Origin of the sequence: Bartonella doshiae NCTC 12862 = ATCC 700133 (assembly GCF_000278155.1) — a bacterium.
Lineage (GTDB): Bacteria > Pseudomonadota > Alphaproteobacteria > Rhizobiales > Rhizobiaceae > Bartonella > Bartonella doshiae.
On sequence record NZ_JH725094.1, the window covers coordinates 134317 to 153762 of the forward strand.

Below are 19446 nucleotides of genomic sequence, written 5' to 3' on the forward strand. Positions count from 1 at the left end.
TTATTTCATTTTTCTAAACAAACGAAAGGCATTTTGTGTCGTTATCTGAGCAGTTTCTTCAATACTCAAGCCAATAGTTTCAGCTAAAACAGAAGCTGTATAACGTACAAAAGATGGTTCATTTGTTTTTCCTCTATGAGGAATAGGAGCTAAAAATGGTGCATCCGTTTCAACCAATAAACGCGTATGAGGTACAATTTTTGCTATTTCACGGATTTCAAGTGCATTTTTAAAAGTAAGAATACCTGAAAAAGAGATGTATCCCCCAAGTTCAAGACCAGCACGAGCAAGTTGTATTCCAGACGAATAACAATGAAGTACAAATGGAAAAGGTCCTTCTTTTATCTGTTCACGCAATATTTTTTCCATATCTTTATCAGCATTACGTGTATGTATGACAAGAGGAAGCTGTGTTTCTCGAGAAGCAATGATATGTTCGTAAAAAATTTTCTTTTGCTCTTCCGGTGAAGAATAATCATAATAATAATCAAGACCAACTTCCCCAAATGCAACAATTTTGGAAGTCTTCTTCGATAAATGAATGAGATCTTCAGCTTTAATATTTTGTTCTTCACAGGCATGATTAGGATGGGTGCCAACAGAACAAAAAATCTGATCATAGGCTTGTGTAATTGCTAAAAGCCTATCTAATTTATGAACATGTGTTGAAATCGTTATCATACGCTTAACATCAGCATCTAACGCACGCTGGATAACATTATCCAAATCTTGTACAAAATCTTCAAAATCAAGATGACAATGTGTATCAATGAGCATGATCAGTATCGTCTTTCTTAGAAAGATAACGAGGGAAAATAGGTTCTGGCGGCGGAAGATCAAGATTTTCTTGAATTCTTGAAGTACTTATATGATGTAATAATCGTTCTTCTTCAGCTATTGCAAGACTATCAAGAAGTTTAGTTGCTGATTGCGGTATAAAGGGTAAGAGCATAATTCCTATTCGCCGCAAAATTTCTACCGTTATATAAAGAACTGTAGAAAATCTTTCTGGGTTATTTTTTCGTAAATTCCAAGGTTGTTCATTGGCAAAATAACGATTAGCATCTGCTACAACAGAAAAAATAGCTGAAAGTGCTAAATGCATTCCTTGAAAAGACATAGATTGATATACGTTTTCAAGCGCTTGAAGAGATTGTTCTAAAAGTTGTTCATCTTGTTCTAATAACACACCTGATATAGGAACTTTTGCATTGCAATTTTTGGCAATCATAGACAAAGAGCGCTGTGCTAAATTTCCAAGATCATTCGCAAGGTCTGCATTAATACGATTGACAAAACTATCATGGCTATAACTACCATCCTGTCCAAACGGAACTTCACGAAGGAGGAAATAACGAACCTGATCAAGACCATAATGATCAACCATTTCAAAAGGATCAACAACGTTTCCAATGGATTTTGACATCTTTACACCACGATTGAGTAAAAAACCATGAGCAAAGATGCGCTTAGGCAATTCAATTCCAGCAGACATTAAAAATGCTAGCCAATAAATAGCATGAAAACGAATAATGTCTTTACCAATGATATGAGTGGTCGCAGGCCAAAAATCACGTTTTTTTGAGCCTTCATCAAAAAAATCAATTGCTGATAGATAATTTGTGAGGGCATCAACCCAAACATACATTACATGTTTTGGATTATTGGGAACACAAATGCCCCAATTAAAATTTGTTCGTGAAATAGAAACATCTTTTAAACCCGATTTAATAAAACTTATAACTTCATTGCGTCGTTCAGGAGGCGCGATGAAATCAGGATGTTTTTCATAATATTCAAGTAGAGCTTCTTCATAACGAGAGAGTCTAAAGAAATAGCTCTCTTCTTCGTTCCATTCAACGGGAGAACCTAATTCTTTTTCACGACGGACATTATCTTTTCCAATTTCAGTATCCTTTTCTTCATAATAAGCTTCCTGTCGAACCGAATACCAACCTGCATAACGGCCAAGATAAATATCACCGTTAGCTTCCATCTTTTTCCAAATTTCTTGACACGCTTTAAAATGCCGCTCTTCTGTCGTACGAATAAAATCGCTGTTAGAACAATTTAATGTTAGAAGCATTTTTTGAAACGTGGCACTGTTACGATCAGCAAGCTGTTTAGGCGTGATACCCAATTTTTCTGCTGCTTGTTGCATTTTTAAACCATGCTCATCTGTTCCAGAAAGAAAAAATACACTTTTACCATCTAATCGTTGAAAACGTGCTAAAGCATCTGCTGCAATCGCACTATAGGCATGTCCAATATGCGGTGCCCCATTGGGATAAAAAATTGGAGTTGTTATATAATATGTGTCATGCATGTCATACTCATTGTAAAACGCAATAAAGGAATACAATGACATAACGCCTGTTAATCACATTGTCACGGAAAAAGCTCATTCTCATGAATGATCTTATGAACCCTAAAAAGCAAGTTGATAACGAATTGCTTTTTATCAAGATTAAATGATTGCATTTCCTCTATTTCTTGATGAATCTTTTGCCACGCTTGTGCGCATTTTTTTGAGAAAATAAGATTCCCCCTTTCCGCTAGTATGATAGCTCTTTCTTGAATTTTATCAAGAACTTCATCACAAAGTTGTTGAAATTGAGTGCCCGAAGATGACATCGAAAATGTTTGGGCAAGATTATGTACAATAGCAGGATTACAAACAGATTGTTCTAAAATGGAATCAATAGTTCTAACAATTTCAAGTCCACCGTGACAGATAAGTAAGGCTGCTTTTCTGGGGATTCCTTTAGATCTTTTTACAATCATCTCAACGGTTTTTTTATCCATAATACCCTGGTTGGAAAATAAATGTCTAATGACTTGTTTCATCTCATCATCACTCAATGGACGGAAAGAGATCTGTTGACACCGTGAACGAATTGTAGGAAGCAATTTTCCTGAAGAATGCGAAATAAGAATAAATAGTGTTTTAGAAGGAGGTTCCTCAAGTGTTTTGAGTATTGCATTGGCTGCACTTCTATTCATATCATCCGCAGAATCAATGATAACAATGCGCCACCCACCATCTTTTGATGTTTGGTTTAAAAAATGCATAATATCGCGAATATCATCAATAAGTATGCCTGTTTTAAACTTTTGTGTTTTTACATCAAAACGACGTGAAATATGTAAAAGACCCGGATGGCTTCCCTGTATCATTTGGCGCCATATGATTGAATCATGCTCTGGTTGCAGAAAATCACCCTTTTGTGAACTTAATATATTCCATGCAAGATGAAAAGCCAATGTGGCTTTTCCAATACCATACTCCCCTTCAAATAATAGAGCATGATGTAAACGTCCCTCTTTAGCTATTTGTGCCAAAAAATAACGAGCAATCTCATGACCAAAAATGATATTATTTTGTAATGATGAAAGAACTGTGTCAATATCATCGTATTGGCGTAAGAAATTTACTTCACTCATAAAGATGACCCAATATCAGTTGATCACAAATATCTTTTATTTTCTGTGCAATCGCTTCTACTGAAAGTGTTGCATCAATTATTCGAAACCTATGAGGTTCTTGCTCTGCTAATTGAAGGAAAGCTTGGCGTCTCTGTTCTTGAATTTCAAGTTCATCTTTTTCAAAATAATCGATTTTTTCTTCTTTATTTCTTCGCAAATTTGCGCGCTCCATGCCATACATTGCTGGTATATCTAACAAGAATGTCAGGTGCGGCATAATGCCATTGAGCGCCACAGATTCCAAAATAGAAAGAGTGAAAAAATTCACTGCATTATTGAGCCCTTGATAAACACGTGTAGAATCAATAAAACGATCGCATAAAATGATCTTACCCTTTTGCAAAGAAGGTGCAATAACTTTACTCACATGATCAGTACGTGCTGCTGTAAGGAGAACTGTTTCAATCAAAGGTCCATAATGTTGTGCCTTCCCTGATAACAAGATATGGCGGATGACTTCTGCTCCTGCCGTTCCTCCTGGTTCTCGTGTTGTAATAACATCATATCCTTTGCTACCCAAATACTGAGCAAGCAAAGAAATTTGTGTTGTTTTTCCTACTCCCTCCCCTCCTTCAAATGTGATAAAATAACCCAACACGTGTGAATCTTAATCCTTATTTAGACAAGTCCTATAAATATTTCCGTAGCCATCCAATTGTTATTTCATAGATTGCATTTTTTACTTTTGTAAAAAAGCTTCCTTCCCGAACAGAACTTCCAGAAAAAATTGGCTTTTCAAGAAGAACCTGTTTATCTTTTAAAATTTGAATAATACCAACAGATTGCCCTAAAGCGATGGGAGCTTTTAATGGTCCACGATATTTAATTTTTGCTTTAACATTTATTGCATTTTCATTCGAAAGCATAAAACTTATTGGTTCTTTAACAATAAGAGGAACAAAACTCTGCAATCCACCATAAACAGAAGCACGACCAATTACCTCTCCTTTTGTGAAAATTGTTTTAAGATCAAATGTTGTTAATCCCCATTGAAGAACGCGTTCTATTTCTTTTGTACGTCTTTTATCATCCCGCAAACCATTTATTGCTAAAAACAAGCGTCTATGATCTTTATAGATGGCTACAACCATAGAAAAACCTTCTCCCTCGCTGTAGCCAAAACCAAATCCTTCTACACCAATTTCCTTAGAAATAAGAGGATTTTTATTATATTGAAAAATTTTGTTCCAAGTAAAATGGGGTTCACGATAGAGCGCATAATAGTCAGGATATTCATGAGCAATATGACGTGCTAAAATGATCATATCACGCAACGTCACAAACTGCCCCTCTTCAGGAAGTCCTGTTGCATTAACAAAATGGCTGTATGACAACCCAATTATCTTCGCTCGCTGATTCATTAATTTAGCAAAATCAACTTCATTCCCCGATATCCCTTCAGCGAGGGTAATAGCTGCATCATTTCCATTGACAATAATTAAACCACGTAAAAGATCAGCAACACTAATTTCTGTTTTCACTTTTGCAAACATAGTGGTTGTACCAGAAGGTGCCCCACCCTTGCGCCAAGCATTTTCACTCACCTTAAATGTTTGAGTACTGCTTAACACTCTCTCTTTTAATTGATGAAAGACCACTTCAGCTGTCATTAATTTCACTAATGAAGCAGGAAAAAAAGCAATATCGCTCTGTTTTTCAAAAAGTATTGTATCTGTGTTATCATCTAATAAGAGTAATTGTGATGCAGAAGTTTGAAAACCTTGCGCTCTTCCCCAATCATTTAGCATCAACATCAAAAACAAGGTCAATAAAACCCTTAATGCCGTATGCATAACTGATTCTCCCATATCCTAAGGATATCAGTATAAAGAATCTTTTTATGCAAGAAAAGATTTGTTTATTTCCCGCAAACCAAGAATTATCTGCAAATAAAAAGCATTTTATTTTTGATCAAGATGATCAAAACAAAGTCGTTAGTATTTTAAAGACACACAAAATACAAGAAAAATTTATAATAAATACGCAACATTATTCAATAAAAATTACTTATTTTTCAGCTATATATAATGAAAAGTTAACAACTTTTTTAAAAATTCCGTAGCCAACTTTCTTTTATTTTTCTGCCTAACTTATTTATAGAAGCTATCTGATCAAATGACTTTGGTTTTTCAACTAAAACGGGACCAATCTCCGGCAATTTTATTGAAAAAGTTTCATCAAATTGTTTTCCTTCAATAGAATCTTTAACTGACCGCTCTTTTTTGCTGCCTGTATAGAATATGCCTGGTATAACATCTTCTTTTCTTTTTGGAACCATGGTCAATGCTAATAAAGATGAAACATCGTTTCCTGGAGTATATGAAGCCATCAAATAAGAACCGTCATAATAACCAACAGGCGCTTCAGCAATATACTCCACTTTGACGTTTGTTACACCTGCATCTACATACCCGAGCACTTTTGCAGCTTGTTTTGATAAATCAATGATTCTATCTTTTATAAAAGGACCACGATCATTCACTCTAACAATAATAGAAGAGCCATTTTTCAGATTAGTAACGCGCGCATAACTGGGTAACGGCATTGTAGGATGAGCAGCAGTTAAAAGATTCATGTCATAAATCTCACCGTTTGCTGTCAAACGCCCATGAAAATCTGAACCATACCATGATGCTTCCCCAATACGTTTATAGTTTGGATCATTCTGAGGATAGTACCACTTCCCTTTTATTTTGTAAGGTTTGCCAACCACAACCCGCCCATTCCCTACTTTTTTCGATTTACCTTGTACATTCGATTTACTCTGTATACTTGAAACTTTTTTAGGCATAGGAGTAGTTTTTGTCTCTGTTGTCTTATGGTTACAAGTACTCCTTTTTGAAAAGGATGACTTTTGACTCACACAGCAAGATATCAGTAACTGAGAAATAGCTACTATAAAAGCAAATCGAAATGTTAATTTAAGAATGGAAGTAACTTTTTTCTCGCTATTTAAAAGCATCTGTCAACCTGCTTATTCTTGTTGAGTATTTATCGCAAAAACACACCTTCTATATGCCCCACCTATTACGATAGGAAGTTCATATTTGTAGATGCCCCCTTAGCGCCCTTAATAGCTTTTAAATTCACTTGTTCAAGGGGAGATTAACATATTATTAACCTTTTCTCTTTTTCACAAGAAATAAATGTATTGTAATAACATTACAATACATAAAAAATAATAAAAATCAATGTATTAATAAAAATACGACCTTATAATATAAACTGTGAATAAATAAAATTATTTTGTTTAAAGCGCAGACAATGATTCTCGTTAAGGCAAAAAATAATCGCAAATCAATGAATCAAAGAGTCGTAAAAAACTTGAAACAGAAAAAATATACAAGAAAAACAATAGAATCAAAATTCCCAAACTTTTGTATAAACACCACTGACTTTTTTAGCCATGGTGAGCGCGCAGGGATTCGAACCCTGGACCTACTGATTAAAAGTCAGTTGCTCTACCAGCTGAGCTACGCGCTCCCAAACAAGTCATTCCTCTTGCAGAAAGTGAGTGAAACATACGGTTGACTTTTCATTTGGTCAACACCTTTTAAAAAAAATATTCTTCTTTATTTTAGTTATCAATATTTTTTCTGATTCTTCTCCTTTCTACATCACTGTATATGCAATTTTTTTCCCTTTTTGCGCTTGATTGAAAATAGTCATTCAAACATATAATGCTCCATATCCTCTAAAATATGAAAGAATAAATATTTTTGCCTCTCTCAATATTTGTATGATTTCGGTTATGCATAAATGATGCATGCAGTATTTCACATCTGTAAAAAACTTTACTGAAAAGAAATACGTGAAATGATTCTAAATACATATTAAGTAATGCATTCACACTAAAATGAGAAATAAACTTTTCGTTGATAGTTCTATGTCAGAAATTATAAAAGGTGCAGATACACTCCAAGAAAACAGATGTTTACTTCAAAAATGATTGTGGAATTTATCTTCAATTCGCATCATGCGAAAAAATATAATTTATAGATATGTAAAAAAACGTCATTAATATATTGATATTCATATAAATATATAATAAAAATGTTTTAAACACAATTATAACATAAAAGTTTATATCGCAATGTAATTGTTTATTTATAATTAAATAAATATTTTTCATTATTTTAATTTATAAAATATTTGTAATATATATTACTCATTTGTAATATATATTCTTTATTTTCTATTTGTCTCTTTTCGATTTTTTGAATGGAATATTGAATGCTGACATGTAAGCAATATGAGCTACTCTTGTTCATTCACAATCATATGAAAGAAACTGGAATTCCTCCTTCCTTTGATGAGATGAAGGTTGCATTGGAGCTTGCTTCAAAATCTGGAATTCATAGGCTCATTACAGCGCTAGAAGAAAGAGGCTTTATACGTCGTTTATCAAATCGTGCTCGTGCGGTAGAAATTATCCGTCTTCCTGATAAAATAACATTCAATCTTTCTTCAGCACGTAAAATTTCTCCAAGTGTATTAGAAAAAAACAAAAAAAGAGTACCAAAAAACTCTGAAAATCTTGATAATTTTTCTTTAGAAAATAAAAAAAATATTACTATTCCGATTATGGGACGTATTGCTGCTGGTGTGCCTATTTCCGCTATACAGCAACAAACAAACACACTTTCTTTGCCGTCAGATATGATAAACTTGGAGGCACATTATGCTTTAGAAGTCAAAGATAACTCTATGATTGAAGCTGGTATTCTTGACAGTGATACTATACTTGTTCGACATCAAAATACAGCAGCACTCGGTGAAATTATTGTCGCATTCATTGATAAAAAAGAAGCAACCTTAAAGCGTTATCGACGCAAAGGTGCTTTAATTGCATTGGAAGCAGCAAATCCTCATTATGAAACACGTACATATAGACCTGAGTGTATACAGATACAGGGTAAAGTCATTGGGCTTATTCGCAAATATTAAAAATATAAAAACATTTTCCTAATACCGTCTGTCGCTTTAATAAAGGACTGTTTAATATTTTTTAGTGTATACGACACATACACTGACAAAATTTTGTCAAAAAATCAAAGAGCTTTGTCACAAACTGTGTTGCGTATAAATAAAGCATTTTTATTTTTTATGATGTAAAAGTAGCAAATAAAATTCAATTGTCTTAAAAAATTGTAAGGATCATCATGACAGCACCTCGTATTAGTTTCGTTTCCCTTGGATGTCCCAAAGCACTTGTCGATTCTGAACGAATTATTACAAGTCTTCGATCCGAAGGTTATGAAATTTCACGAAGTCATCAGAACGCTGATCTCGTTATTGTAAATACTTGTGGTTTTCTGGATTCTGCCAGAAATGAATCACTTGCCAATATTGATGAAGCCCTCAAAAAAAATGGAAAAGTTATTGTAACTGGATGTCTTGGTGCCGACCCTGATATTATACGCCAAGCTCATCCTAATGTATTGGCCATTACAGGACCACAAGCCTATGAAAGTGTAATACAAGCAGTCCATACAGCAATTCCTCCAGTTCATGACCCCTTTATCGATTTAGTTCCTTCGCAAGGGATTCGTTTAACACCTCGCCATTATGCTTACTTAAAAATTTCTGAAGGATGCTCTAATCGGTGTAGCTTTTGTATTATTCCTAATCTGCGTGGAAATCTTACCTCACGCCCTATAAATGAAGTTCTTCGCGAAGCTGAAAAGCTTGTACAAGCAGGTGTAAAAGAGCTTTTGGTTATTTCACAAGATACGAGTGCTTACGGCATTGATATTAAATATCTTGAAAATCATTGGAAAGAACGCACCGTTAAAACAAAGTTTTTTGATCTTTGTCGCGAACTAGGAGATATGGGAATTTGGGTACGCATGCATTATGTTTATCCTTATCCTCATGTTGATGAGGTTATTGAACTTATGGCTGCAAAAAAAATTCTTCCGTACTTAGATATTCCTTTTCAGCATGCATCACCAACCGTTTTACGCAACATGAAACGCCCTGCTCTTATGGAAAAAACAAACCGTAGAATTGAAAAATGGAGGACAATTTGTCCAGATCTCACTTTACGGTCAACATTTATTGTTGGCTTTCCAGGAGAAACCCAAGAAGATTTTGATATACTTCTCGAATGGTTAGAAGAAGCAAAAATTGAACGTGCTGGCTGTTTTAAATATGAAGCAGTAAAAGGTGCAGCTGCAAATAATTTAGGATTAGAAATTATTGCTGAAGAAGTGAAAGAAAACCGATGGCATCGCTTCATGGCAAAACAGCAACAAATTTCTACCCATCTTTTAAAGAAAAAAATAGGAAAGAGGCTTCAAGTTCTTATTGATGAAAGTCAAGGAAAAATTGCTAAAGGTCGTAGTCAATACGATGCTCCAGAAATAGATGGTGTCGTGCACATATCATCTCGAAAACCGCTACGTGTAGGTGAATTTGTTACTGTTAAAATAGAACAATCAGATGCCTATGATCTTTATGGAATCGCAGTGTAAAATATAAAATTTAAGATTTACGTGAGATTTAATATTTACAACAAACTTTTAAAATCAAAAATCTTTTTATCAAGTAAATGGCTTGGTCGTACATTTGTTAAAGCCCGAATCATGGTATCTTTACGTCCCGGCATTTTTTCTTCAATACCTTTTAGCATTTCTTTCATTGCCTTGCGTTGTAAACCATCTTGACTACCACAAAGATTACAAGGGATTATGGGAAATTGCATTGCTTGAGAAAATTTTTCCATATCTTCTTCAGCTGCATAAACGAGAGGACGCAAAACAAAAAGATCTCCTTCATCGTTTATAAGTTTTCCAGGCATGGCTGCTAATCGTCCACCATGAAATAAATTCATAAAAAATGTTTCCAAAACATCATCACGATGATGTCCGAGAACTAATGCAGAACATCCCTCTTCACGGGCAATACGATATAAATTTCCACGTCGTAACCGAGAACAAAGCGAACAATATGTTTGTGTATGTGCTAATTTATCGGTAACAATGGAATAAGTATCTTGATATTCAATGCGATAGGGAATTTGATAAGAATTTAAAAAATCCGGAAGAATATGCTTTGGAAAACCTGGCTGACCTTGATCAAGATTACAGGCAAGAATTTCTACAGATAAAAGACCACGCCACTTCAAATCGAGAAGAAGTGCGAGTAAACTATAAGAATCCTTTCCACCTGATAAAGCAATAAGCCATTTTTTTCCTGACGAAAGCATAGAAAAATCATCAAATGCCTGCCGCATATGGCGCAAAAGTCGTTTGCGTAATTTGTTAAACTCTACAGTTGAAGGTGCAACGCGAAAGATCGGATGACAATTATCAGCTTCCCCTAGAAAAGTATCAACTTTTTCTTCATTCTCTTCCATTGTCTGATACTCAACTGAAGCATTATTCATAATACCATAACCCAGCACAGTATAATAGCTCATCCTGAAAGAATGACATAAACAACATGTAGTATAACTTAAACTTATACTCATTTTATCTATAAGCTTAGATAAACAAAAAGAAAATAGGGCTACACCAATCTTATTGCTATAAAAAATAACAATGAACTTGATATAGCACCTATTTACAAAAAACACCTTTTAGCTTCAACAATTATAAAGCAAAAAGTATCTCTGAGCGTATACTAAGACTAAAGAGAAACAAGTATTTCTTATACAAAAAATTTAGCGAGAATAAAATTCAACAACCAAGTTTGGTTCCATTTGCACAGCGTAAGGAACATCTGCAAAAGCAGGAATACGTGTAAATGTCGCTTTCATCTGATTATGATCTGCTTCAATATATTCAGGCACATCACGTTCTGCTAATTGCACAGATTCCAAAACCAAAACAAGCTGTTTTGACTTTTCACGAACTTCAATAACATCACCAGGTTTACAACGATATGACTGAATATTTGTACGCCGACCATTTACATTGACATGTCCATGATTGATAAATTGCCGAGAAGCAAAAATCGTTGGTACAAATTTCGCACGATAAACAACAGCATCCAAACGCGATTCTAAAAGACCAATAAGATTTTCACCAGTATCGCCACGCCTACGCGCTGCTTCTTCGTAAGTTTTACGGAATTGTTTCTCTGAGATATCACCGTAAAACCCTTTCAATTTCTGCTTAGCACGCAATTGCACCCCATAGTCAGAAAGTTTACCTTTACGACGTTGACCATGTTGACCTGGACCATAATCACGACGATTAACAGGTGACTTTGGACGTCCCCAAATGTTTTCTCCCATACGGCGGTCAATTTTATACTTTGTTGTTTCGCGTTTACTCATCGCATTTCCTTTAAAATAAAACGTAAAATCTCACAGTGAGATCTCAAGGAAACGCACCCTCCTCTACCTTCAAACATGAAGACTGACAGGACATCTTAACACATTATTTGTTAAGTTATCCACGGGACACGTTAATTAATACCATTTTCTCGAAAGAAAAAACTGAAGTGGTTTTATTGATCTCATACCTCAAAGTCAACTCTTTTCATGATATTTAAGCCAAATCCTTTTAATAAACGCTTTGTTGAAGATGTTATATTTTGCGATGTAAACAATGCAAAATCTTTATCTTTCTTTATATTTATATTTTTGCGAGGTATTTTTCCTAGCAATAATGATTTTGTCTGTTTGGCTATAGCTTTTGCTGGATCAATCCATTTAACAGGCCATAAGGCTTGTTCACGAAATAAATGAATCAAAAAAGGATAATGCGTACAAGCCAAAACAATAATATCAGTGTATTTGCCATTTTGTTCAACAAAGCATGGAAGAATTTCATGACGTAGTTCTTCCGAATCAACAGGTTTCCCGCGTAAATAATCTTCAGCAAAACCAGCAAGCTTTTCACTTCCAACAAGTTGTACATGGCATCGATCAGCAAAAGAATTGATTAACTCGTGTGTATATGCACGTTTAACTGTCCCAGGAGTAGCTAACACTGAAATAAAACCTGATTTTGTTTGTTTAGCAGCTAATTTAATTGCAGGAACCGTTCCGACAAAAAGAACATGAGGAAATCTCTGTCGTAAATCCGCCATCATTAATGTAGAAGCGGTATTACAAGCGATTACACATAAAGTGGGATTATATAGTGTTAAAAGATTTATAAAAATCTTTAAAATTCTGTCTTTTAAAACATTTTCTTCCCAATTTCCATATGGAAAGCCCGCATCGTCAGCAACATAAATAAACTGCGTTTCAGGGATAAGAACGCGGGCTTCTCTTAATACTGTTAAACCTCCGATGCCGCTATCAAAAAAAAGAAGAGATTGTTCATCCATCGGTGTTCACACTTGTTTTTAATTTTTTACGATCACGTCCTATGGGAGGACCACTACCCCGTGGAAACTGAGGAGAAAAATGATCTAGTGACGATACAATTCCTCGCAGCAAACGCACCTCAGATTCACTAAAATTAGCACGTGTAAAAACAGAACGCATATTTGCAAGCATCACTTCCTTGCGTTCTCTCGGCCTAAAATATCCACGAGTATCCAACGCATCTTCTAACTGAGATAAAAAACCATGAAGGGTAGCTTTATCAGCTGGTTCCATCTCCGCTGTACGAAAAGCTGTATCATTCACATTGTCTAAACCCGATTTCATCCATTCGTAAGACATAAGCAAAACTGCTTGTGCAATATTAAGAGATGCAAAAGCCGGATTAACGGGAAAAGTGACGATTTCATCAACAAGACTAATTTCACTATTTTCTAATCCCCACCGTTCTCTTCCAAATAAAATACCCGTCTTCTGGCCAAGTTTTTCACGCTGACGTAATATATTCGCTGCTTCAACGGCACTTTTTACAGTTTTAAAACCACATCTCTCACGTGCTGTTGTAGCAAAAATATAGTGTAAATCTGCAATTGCATCAGATAACGTATTAAAAATTATCACCTCATTAATGACATGGTCTGCTTTACTTGCTGCAACTCTGGCTTTTTCATTTGGAAATTCTTCCCGAGGTTTAACCAATCTAAGTTGAGAAAGCCCAAAATTTGCCATTGCCCTTGCGACCATACCAATATTTTCAGGAAGCTGTGGCTCGACCAAAATAATAATTGGCCCATTTGTTAAATTTTTACGGTTTTTATTTGTTCCAGCCATCAATCTTACCTAATTTCATACATTATGCCCCTATTACGGATTTTTTTGGACTCCATTTTAAACGAAATATTCCATAAAATAACCTTTTTTTACAAACATATTATGGGCAATATTTTTACTGACTACAAATAAAATAATGGTTTCAAAGAATGAGTAATGCTACCCTAAAAATGAATAAAAAATTATAAAAAGCAAAAAATAAACTGCAATATTTATAGCAATTATATAAGATTCTAAATGTTTTTTGCATCAATAATGCCTTAATTTTATATGCTATAATCTTTACAGATCAACTTTTGAGGTAATGATTATCATAAGTTGAATTATGAAACTACACGCTTTAAGAAAGGAATATGCTCTTTACTTCCAAACTTTTTCCTGCAAAACTTATTTGTCGTTATAAACGTTTCCTTGCTGATGTTAAACGGGATGATCAGCATGTCTTTACTGTTTCAGTTCCTAATACAGGGTCGATGCTTGGATTAATAACTCCAAACTCCAATATTTGGCTTTCATATCACGACAATTCCAAGCGAAAATATGCATATCAATTAGAAATTGTTGAAAAAGAAAATACTTTGGTTGGCATCAATACAGCTTTGCCCAATAAATTGGCATTAGAAGCAATTCAAAATGGATTATTACCGGAATTAAGTGGATATAAAACAATCTTGAAAGAACAACGCTATGGTATGCAGTCGCGTATTGATTTTCTCCTGCGTGATGATAGCCTTCCCGACTGTTATTTAGAAGTTAAAAATGTTCATTTCGTGCGTCAAAAAGGATTAGCAGAATTTCCTGACACCGAAACAAAACGTGGTGCACGTCATCTTGAAGAGCTCATAAAAGTCGTGCAACAAGGTAAACGAGCCGCTATGCTTTACATAATTCAACGAGAAGATTGCTCAGCTTTTACAATCTGTCATGATCTTGATCCTCTCTATGGACGTAAATTTAATTTAGCATTAAAGTCAGGGGTAGAATTTTACGCTATAAAATGTCACGTAAGTATAGAAGGTATTTTTCCAATTCATCGTGTGAAAATAGAAAACAGAAAAGACAATGATCGATTATATTGAATATCATAAAGCGCCCTTGAAATTTAATGGACAAATTCGCATTTTCGATGACTACGCTTTTACTAAAATGCGTGAAGTTGGTCGTATTGCGGCAGAATGCCTTGATGCTCTTATGAATATTATTAAACCGGGTGTTACGACACAAGAAATTGATGACTTTGTCTTTGTTTTTGGTGCCGAACGAGGAGCGCTCCCTGCAGACTTGAATTATCATGGATACAGCCATTCATGCTGTACATCCATCAATCACGTTGTATGCCATGGTATCCCAAATAAAAGGCCCTTACAAGAAGGCGATATCATTAATGTTGATGTTACCTTTATTCTCGATGGATGGCATGGTGATTCAAGTCGTATGTATCCTGTTGGAAAAATCAGACGTGCTGCGGAACGCTTACTGACAGTAACGCATGAAAGTCTTATGAGAGGAATTGCTGTAGTGAAACCTGGAGCAACCACCGGTGATATTGGTGCTGCTATTCAACGTTATGCTGAATCTGAACGATGTTCAGTTGTGAGAGATTTTTGCGGTCATGGAATCGGCCAGCTTTTTCATGATACCCCTAATATTCTGCATTATGGAAATCCAGGAGAAGGGATAGAACTCAAGCAAGGTATGATGTTTACAATAGAACCTATGATCAACCTTGGTAAACCACAGGTAAAAATTTTGTCTGATGGCTGGACTGCTGTTACACGTGATCGATCTCTTACTGCACAATATGAACATACAATTGGTGTTACAAATGATGGATGCGAAATATTTACACAATCACCTAAAAATATTTTTTATATTCCAAATTTACATGCCTAAATAAATGTAGAAATATTATGGCGAAAAAAACATATAAAAAAGGGGACCATCAAAGCAATCATTTTGCGTTAACACCAAGTTCTCCACTCATCCCAGAACAAAAAATTAAAAATAGAAAAATTCAGAAGCATTCACAGATAGACCAACACTATCAAGGGCATCGTGAACGTCTTCGTAAACGCTATTTACAATCAAAAGGAAATGCAATTGAAGATTATGAATATCTTGAATTATTGCTTTTTCGCACTATTCCCCGCGCAAATACAAAACCACTCGCGAAGAGCTTGATAGCACATTTTGGCTCGTTAGCTGATGTTCTAGGCGCTGATATTCGCCGACTTCAAGAAATTCAAGGATGCGGTCCAGCCACTGCAACCGATTTAAAAATCATTTCAGATGTTGCTGCACGTCTTGTTCGCGCAGAATTATTTAAACGTGATATTTTTTCCTCATGGGATCAAGTGTTAGCCTATTGCAAAATCGTTATGGCGCATGAGATGCGCGAACAATTTCGCATCTTATTTCTTGATAAGAAACATGGTTTACTTTCTGACGAAGTGCAACAAACTGGAACGATTGATCATACCCCCGTTTATCCTCGTGAAGTAATCTCTCGCGCTTTACAATTATCTGCCTCAGGCCTCATCTTAGTTCACAACCACCCTTCTGGCGATACAACTCCCTCTCAAGCAGATATATCAATGACACTTAGATTAAAAGACGCAGCAAATGCACTAGGAATCATCGTTCACGATCATCTTATTATTGGACGAAACGGTTATACAAGCCTAAAAAAAGAAAGGCTCATGTAAATCTTCTTGTGTGAGGAAATTTCTTCATTTACTCATAATACATTAATTATCTAAATCAATATCTAGTATAGCCATTGAGAAATTATATGATAACTCATTCTCATCTTCATCTCGATAAATAACACCTAAGAACTCATCCCCAATATAAACTTCACAAGAATCATCCTTTTTAGGACGCGCTTTTACTTGCAATGCTAAGTTTTGGAATTTGTTTTTAAAATAATTATCAAGTTTTTTTATTTCATCAGCATTCACTACGCTCTCCTGTCTTTTAAGACTATTCAATTAATTTCTTGTTAGCAAAAAATAAGACATTCTTGCGATTCTAAAAAGCCCAACATTTTTTAAATCATCCATATAAACTTAAAAAACAAGTAACATACTGTAAATATTAATAATTTTTACTTTACTCTCAATATCAGTTTTTGCACTCAAAAGAATCTTCTGATGAAACATTCATCCAATCGCTATAAATTCCGCTTCTTTTATCTAAAGCAGAATTACATAAAATAAAAACCGTTTATCTTTTTCTTCTATTGCTGCTGTTTTGTTTACCACAAAATGCTATTGGATAATAAAAAAATTCCCTTTTTAACTTCTTCAAGAAATAATAAGCTTACCTTATAAAAGGAAAACGCTCCTATACAAAATAAGCGAACAAGATTTTTATGCTGTTTCCTGCTATTTTTGCAAAAATTTATACCATAAAAATCGATATTCTAGAGTTTTTATATTGTCTAAGATAAAAATATTAGAAACCTTTACAAACTATAAAAAGTATATCTGCTTCTTATACGAGAGGATAACGAGAAAGAAAATCAATAACGCCTTTTTTATAGATTTTATCTCCCACAGCAAGCATATGATCTCTATCGGGAATTAGGAGTGCTTCACCTTGAGGCAATAAAGCTGCTAATGGTTCTGCTTCACCACCAATTTCATCTAATGTTCCAACAGCAACAAGTGCAGGTTGCTTAATTTTGTAAACTTCCGATGCTGTTAATTCCCGTTTTGAGGTCATAATACAAGCAGCGAGAGCTCGCCTATCGCTTTTAGTTTGATCTGCAAATTTACGAAACATTAAACCACGTGGATTGGTAATGGTAGAAAGATCTTCTGTTAAAAGAGCTTCAGCAACAGGTTGCCAATCTCCTGCTCCTGTTACCATACCAATACCTAAACCACCAAAAATAACACTATAGACGTATGTTGGGTGCAAAAGAGCCATGAATGCACTAATTCGAGCACCCATAGAATATCCCATGACATGCACTTTAGATAACTTTAAATGCTGCAACAATTTCACAGCATCACCTGCCATAGCTTGAGGTGTATAAAAAGAAGGATCATAACTCTTAATGGAATCTCCATGCCCACGGTTATCAAGAGCAATAACACGATATCCTGCTTCAGTAAGGGTACGAAACCAACCTGTTGCATACCAATTTACACGCGCAGAAGACCCAAAACCATGAATCAATAAAACAGGCACACCCTGCCCTTCTTCACGATAAGCAAAACGCAAACCATCATATTCAAAAAAATGGATGTCTTCTGCTGTCATTTATTATTTCCTTTACATTCTCCACAAATAGCAGGATGAAAAACACGTTGTCCCTTTTCTATTTGTTTTTCAGAAACTTCACCAGCATTAACTTCAATTACAAAAGTCGCAGGTACTTTTGATGAAATCATATCCGTTGAAAATGGAATAGTTTTCTCTACGATGGAAACAATGACACCTTCATCGTTTAAAAAAAGCATATCTAAGGGCAAAGGAGTATTTGCCATCCACATAACAAGCCCCTGCTTATCTCCTAATTTATCGTTTTCTTGATGTTTAAAAAGCATCGCATGGTCGCGTGGGAAATGAGTGCGATACATCAAACCGGCTTTTGCTTGAGATGGTGCAAAAGCAATCTCTACTTTATAAGAAATTGTTCCCTGCTGTGTTTGTATTTCTAAAGGAACAGGATCAACAGGAATCTCCATAGGCTTTTTTGCTACTGCTATACCTGCCCCTAACATAAAAAACAGTGCCAATTGAATAATTAGCCTTTTGTTAAAAAGTTCTAACATTTTTATCTCTACCACAAGCAATTATTTAAATTCTGTTGCATAAAATAAAAAGCATAAATATTAAAAAAATGAAGAAATAAAACAGCCGCATTCTTTTTATCCTAAGACCGCCGTCTCCTTATTTCCCAACGCGATAATGAAGACCATCTGCTTTCATTTATTACAACTTAATAAGATCATTGATCTTATTTTTTCTGCTTAAGTCAACTGTACAACTGTTCCATTATCTTTTCTAAACAAAAAAATGATGATACTTCAATATTGAAATTCAATGCGTAGAAAATGGAATCCCTATATCTGGATAAATCTCTGCCGTCATCAAGCCTTTTTCCCCTTTACCATAGCGTATAAGAACAACTTGGCCAGAACGAAGCTCTGCTAAACCAAAACGACGCAATGTCTCCATATGAATAAAAATATCCTCTGTTCCCTGCCCACGGCTAAGAAAACCAAAGCCTTTATCACGATTGAACCATTTAACAATTGCGCGCTCTAAACCACTTTCTGGATTAACAACAACATGCGTACGCGCTGGAATTTCTGACGGATGAATCGCTGAGGAACAATCTATAGACTTTACCTGAACACACTTTAATCCTCGTTCAGTTTTTTCTACAGCACAAACAACCTTAGCACCCTCCAAGGCCGTTTGAAAACCATCTCTTCGCATCACTGTAACGTGCAATAATATATCGGGAAATCCCGGCAAATCAGGTACAATGAAACCATAACCCTTACTACTATCAAACCACTTAATGACACCATTGACTTCGATAATTGCACCGCAAGTACCTAAATTGTCTTCAGACAGGGAATAATCTTTTAATGTATCCTTACTTGTCATAATAAAACGTGATCCTGTAGGTCTAATTTATAATATTGATTCTCTATATTTTAGTAAACATTGCTCTTGCATCAACACGCAAGCCCCAAGATAAGATTTCCCCACATTGTCGTACCTCTTATATTAAGATATGGCCCATAATGCTAAATATTTACAAAATTCGTTTGATCACATGCCTTACATCTTTTACAACTTTTACAACACATTTCTCATCAGAG

The 19446-nt window shown here is 35.1% G+C and carries 20 protein-coding genes and 1 tRNA gene; 6 read left to right on the forward strand and 15 right to left on the reverse strand.

Features of this window, described 5'->3' with window-relative positions; genetic code table 11:
- The 5 genes from MCS_RS00650 to MCS_RS00670 form a co-directional block, all read right to left on the reverse strand.
- Positions 1-777 carry a TatD family hydrolase gene (locus tag MCS_RS00650; RefSeq protein ID WP_004854398.1) on the reverse strand — a complete coding sequence of 259 codons (777 nt, stop codon included), beginning with the start codon at positions 775-777 and terminating at the stop codon, positions 1-3.
- Positions 767-2326 (reverse strand): methionine--tRNA ligase, encoded by a 1560-nt coding sequence (gene metG, locus MCS_RS00655; protein WP_004854401.1) that lies wholly within the window; start codon positions 2324-2326, stop codon positions 767-769. Before metG ends, MCS_RS00650 begins: the two co-directional genes overlap by 11 nt.
- Before the next feature lie 62 nt (positions 2327-2388).
- Positions 2389-3444 carry a DNA polymerase III subunit delta' gene (locus tag MCS_RS00660; RefSeq protein WP_004854404.1) on the reverse strand — a complete coding sequence of 352 codons (1056 nt, stop codon included), beginning with the start codon at positions 3442-3444 and terminating at the stop codon, positions 2389-2391.
- The gene (gene tmk / locus MCS_RS00665; RefSeq protein WP_004854407.1) at positions 3437-4084 is read right to left on the reverse strand and encodes a dTMP kinase; all 648 of its coding nucleotides are present in this window, start codon (positions 4082-4084) and stop codon (positions 3437-3439) included. Before tmk ends, MCS_RS00660 begins: the two co-directional genes overlap by 8 nt.
- 31 nt (positions 4085-4115) lie before the next feature.
- A complete protein-coding gene (locus MCS_RS00670) occupies positions 4116-5279 on the reverse strand; it encodes a D-alanyl-D-alanine carboxypeptidase family protein (protein ID WP_004854409.1) in 1164 nt (387 codons plus the stop codon).
- Positions 5280-5326: 47 nt separating this feature from the next.
- On the opposite strand from MCS_RS00670, the gene MCS_RS00675 reads away from it, so the two are divergent.
- Entirely contained in the window at positions 5327-5548 is a 222-nt protein-coding gene (locus MCS_RS00675; protein WP_004854410.1) for a hypothetical protein, read from the forward strand.
- On the opposite strand, the gene MCS_RS00680 is transcribed toward MCS_RS00675, so the two are convergent.
- Both MCS_RS00680 and MCS_RS00685 read right to left on the reverse strand, forming a co-directional pair.
- On the reverse strand, positions 5534-6448 hold the full coding sequence (locus MCS_RS00680) for a septal ring lytic transglycosylase RlpA family protein (protein WP_004854412.1): 915 nt from the start codon (positions 6446-6448) through the stop codon (positions 5534-5536). The two genes, MCS_RS00675 and MCS_RS00680, sit on opposite strands and share 15 nt — an antisense overlap.
- Positions 6449-6893: 445 nt before the next feature.
- Positions 6894-6969, reverse strand: a tRNA-Lys gene (locus tag MCS_RS00685).
- 750 nt (positions 6970-7719) lie between these two features.
- Between MCS_RS00685 and lexA the strand changes: the two genes are divergently transcribed.
- The gene (gene lexA, locus MCS_RS00690) at positions 7720-8433 is read left to right on the forward strand and encodes a transcriptional repressor LexA (protein ID WP_004854414.1); all 714 of its coding nucleotides are present in this window, start codon (positions 7720-7722) and stop codon (positions 8431-8433) included.
- A 215-nt stretch (positions 8434-8648) separates the two neighbouring features.
- Positions 8649-9962: a 30S ribosomal protein S12 methylthiotransferase RimO gene (gene rimO / locus MCS_RS00695; RefSeq protein ID WP_004854417.1), complete on the forward strand. Its 1314-nt coding sequence runs from the start codon at positions 8649-8651 to the stop codon at positions 9960-9962.
- A gap of 35 nt (positions 9963-9997) precedes the next feature.
- On the opposite strand, the gene ttcA is transcribed toward rimO, so the two are convergent.
- The 4 genes from ttcA to MCS_RS00715 all read right to left on the reverse strand — a co-directional run bounded on the left by ttcA (position 9998) and on the right by MCS_RS00715 (position 13600).
- Complete coding sequence (gene ttcA, locus MCS_RS00700; RefSeq protein ID WP_024864223.1) at positions 9998-10876, reverse strand: tRNA 2-thiocytidine(32) synthetase TtcA; 879 nt, start codon at positions 10874-10876, stop codon at positions 9998-10000.
- Between the two features lie 276 nt (positions 10877-11152).
- Complete coding sequence (gene rpsD, locus MCS_RS00705; RefSeq protein ID WP_004854421.1) at positions 11153-11770, reverse strand: 30S ribosomal protein S4; 618 nt, start codon at positions 11768-11770, stop codon at positions 11153-11155.
- A gap of 182 nt (positions 11771-11952) precedes the next feature.
- Complete coding sequence (gene murI / locus MCS_RS00710) at positions 11953-12771, reverse strand: glutamate racemase (protein ID WP_004854422.1); 819 nt, start codon at positions 12769-12771, stop codon at positions 11953-11955.
- Positions 12764-13600, reverse strand: coding sequence for an RNA methyltransferase (locus MCS_RS00715; RefSeq protein ID WP_004854425.1), 837 nt, complete (start codon positions 13598-13600; stop codon positions 12764-12766). Before MCS_RS00715 ends, murI begins: the two co-directional genes overlap by 8 nt.
- 353 nt (positions 13601-13953) lie before the next feature.
- On the opposite strand from MCS_RS00715, the gene sfsA reads away from it, so the two are divergent.
- From sfsA to radC, 3 genes are read left to right on the forward strand one after another with little or no spacing between them, the layout of a single operon-like run.
- Complete coding sequence (gene sfsA, locus MCS_RS00720) at positions 13954-14679, forward strand: DNA/RNA nuclease SfsA (protein WP_004854427.1); 726 nt, start codon at positions 13954-13956, stop codon at positions 14677-14679.
- Entirely contained in the window at positions 14663-15493 is an 831-nt protein-coding gene (gene map / locus MCS_RS00725) for a type I methionyl aminopeptidase (RefSeq protein WP_004854428.1), read from the forward strand. Before sfsA ends, map begins: the two co-directional genes overlap by 17 nt.
- A 17-nt stretch (positions 15494-15510) precedes the next feature.
- Positions 15511-16305, forward strand: a complete 795-nt coding sequence (radC, locus tag MCS_RS00730; RefSeq protein ID WP_004854431.1) for a RadC family protein — start codon at positions 15511-15513, stop codon at positions 16303-16305.
- A 42-nt stretch (positions 16306-16347) separates the two neighbouring features.
- Here the strand turns inward: radC and MCS_RS00735 are convergent, their stop codons facing one another.
- The 4 genes from MCS_RS00735 to MCS_RS00750 all read right to left on the reverse strand — a co-directional run bounded on the left by MCS_RS00735 (position 16348) and on the right by MCS_RS00750 (position 19228).
- Entirely contained in the window at positions 16348-16560 is a 213-nt protein-coding gene (locus MCS_RS00735) for a DUF3126 family protein (protein WP_004854432.1), read from the reverse strand.
- 535 nt (positions 16561-17095) lie between these two features.
- Positions 17096-17869: an alpha/beta fold hydrolase gene (locus MCS_RS00740; RefSeq protein WP_004854434.1), complete on the reverse strand. Its 774-nt coding sequence runs from the start codon at positions 17867-17869 to the stop codon at positions 17096-17098.
- Entirely contained in the window at positions 17866-18384 is a 519-nt protein-coding gene (locus tag MCS_RS00745) for a DUF192 domain-containing protein (RefSeq protein WP_004854435.1), read from the reverse strand. The genes MCS_RS00740 and MCS_RS00745 overlap by 4 nt, the downstream gene beginning before the upstream one ends.
- A 268-nt stretch (positions 18385-18652) precedes the next feature.
- Positions 18653-19228 carry a cold-shock protein gene (locus tag MCS_RS00750; RefSeq protein WP_004854438.1) on the reverse strand — a complete coding sequence of 192 codons (576 nt, stop codon included), beginning with the start codon at positions 19226-19228 and terminating at the stop codon, positions 18653-18655.
- Positions 19229-19446 lie beyond the last annotated feature (218 nt).

Coding starts and splice junctions, on each gene's coding strand:
- MCS_RS00650 (WP_004854398.1), bottom strand. CDS start 777: ATGCTCATTGATACACATTGTCATCTTGATTTTGAAGATTTTGTACAA.
- metG (WP_004854401.1), bottom strand. CDS start 2,326: ATGCATGACACATATTATATAACAACTCCAATTTTTTATCCCAATGGG.
- MCS_RS00660 (WP_004854404.1), bottom strand. CDS start 3,444: ATGAGTGAAGTAAATTTCTTACGCCAATACGATGATATTGACACAGTT.
- MCS_RS00670 (WP_004854409.1), bottom strand. CDS start 5,279: ATGCATACGGCATTAAGGGTTTTATTGACCTTGTTTTTGATGTTGATG.
- MCS_RS00675 (WP_004854410.1), top strand. CDS start 5,327: ATGCAAGAAAAGATTTGTTTATTTCCCGCAAACCAAGAATTATCTGCA.
- MCS_RS00680 (WP_004854412.1), bottom strand. CDS start 6,448: ATGCTTTTAAATAGCGAGAAAAAAGTTACTTCCATTCTTAAATTAACA.
- lexA (WP_004854414.1), top strand. CDS start 7,720: ATGCTGACATGTAAGCAATATGAGCTACTCTTGTTCATTCACAATCAT.
- rimO (WP_004854417.1), top strand. CDS start 8,649: ATGACAGCACCTCGTATTAGTTTCGTTTCCCTTGGATGTCCCAAAGCA.
- ttcA (WP_024864223.1), bottom strand. CDS start 10,876: ATGAATAATGCTTCAGTTGAGTATCAGACAATGGAAGAGAATGAAGAA.
- rpsD (WP_004854421.1), bottom strand. CDS start 11,770: ATGAGTAAACGCGAAACAACAAAGTATAAAATTGACCGCCGTATGGGA.
- murI (WP_004854422.1), bottom strand. CDS start 12,771: ATGGATGAACAATCTCTTCTTTTTTTTGATAGCGGCATCGGAGGTTTA.
- MCS_RS00715 (WP_004854425.1), bottom strand. CDS start 13,600: ATGGCTGGAACAAATAAAAACCGTAAAAATTTAACAAATGGGCCAATT.
- sfsA (WP_004854427.1), top strand. CDS start 13,954: ATGCTCTTTACTTCCAAACTTTTTCCTGCAAAACTTATTTGTCGTTAT.
- map (WP_004854428.1), top strand. CDS start 14,663: ATGATCGATTATATTGAATATCATAAAGCGCCCTTGAAATTTAATGGA.
- radC (WP_004854431.1), top strand. CDS start 15,511: ATGGCGAAAAAAACATATAAAAAAGGGGACCATCAAAGCAATCATTTT.
- MCS_RS00740 (WP_004854434.1), bottom strand. CDS start 17,869: ATGACAGCAGAAGACATCCATTTTTTTGAATATGATGGTTTGCGTTTT.
- MCS_RS00745 (WP_004854435.1), bottom strand. CDS start 18,384: ATGTTAGAACTTTTTAACAAAAGGCTAATTATTCAATTGGCACTGTTT.
- MCS_RS00750 (WP_004854438.1), bottom strand. CDS start 19,228: ATGACAAGTAAGGATACATTAAAAGATTATTCCCTGTCTGAAGACAAT.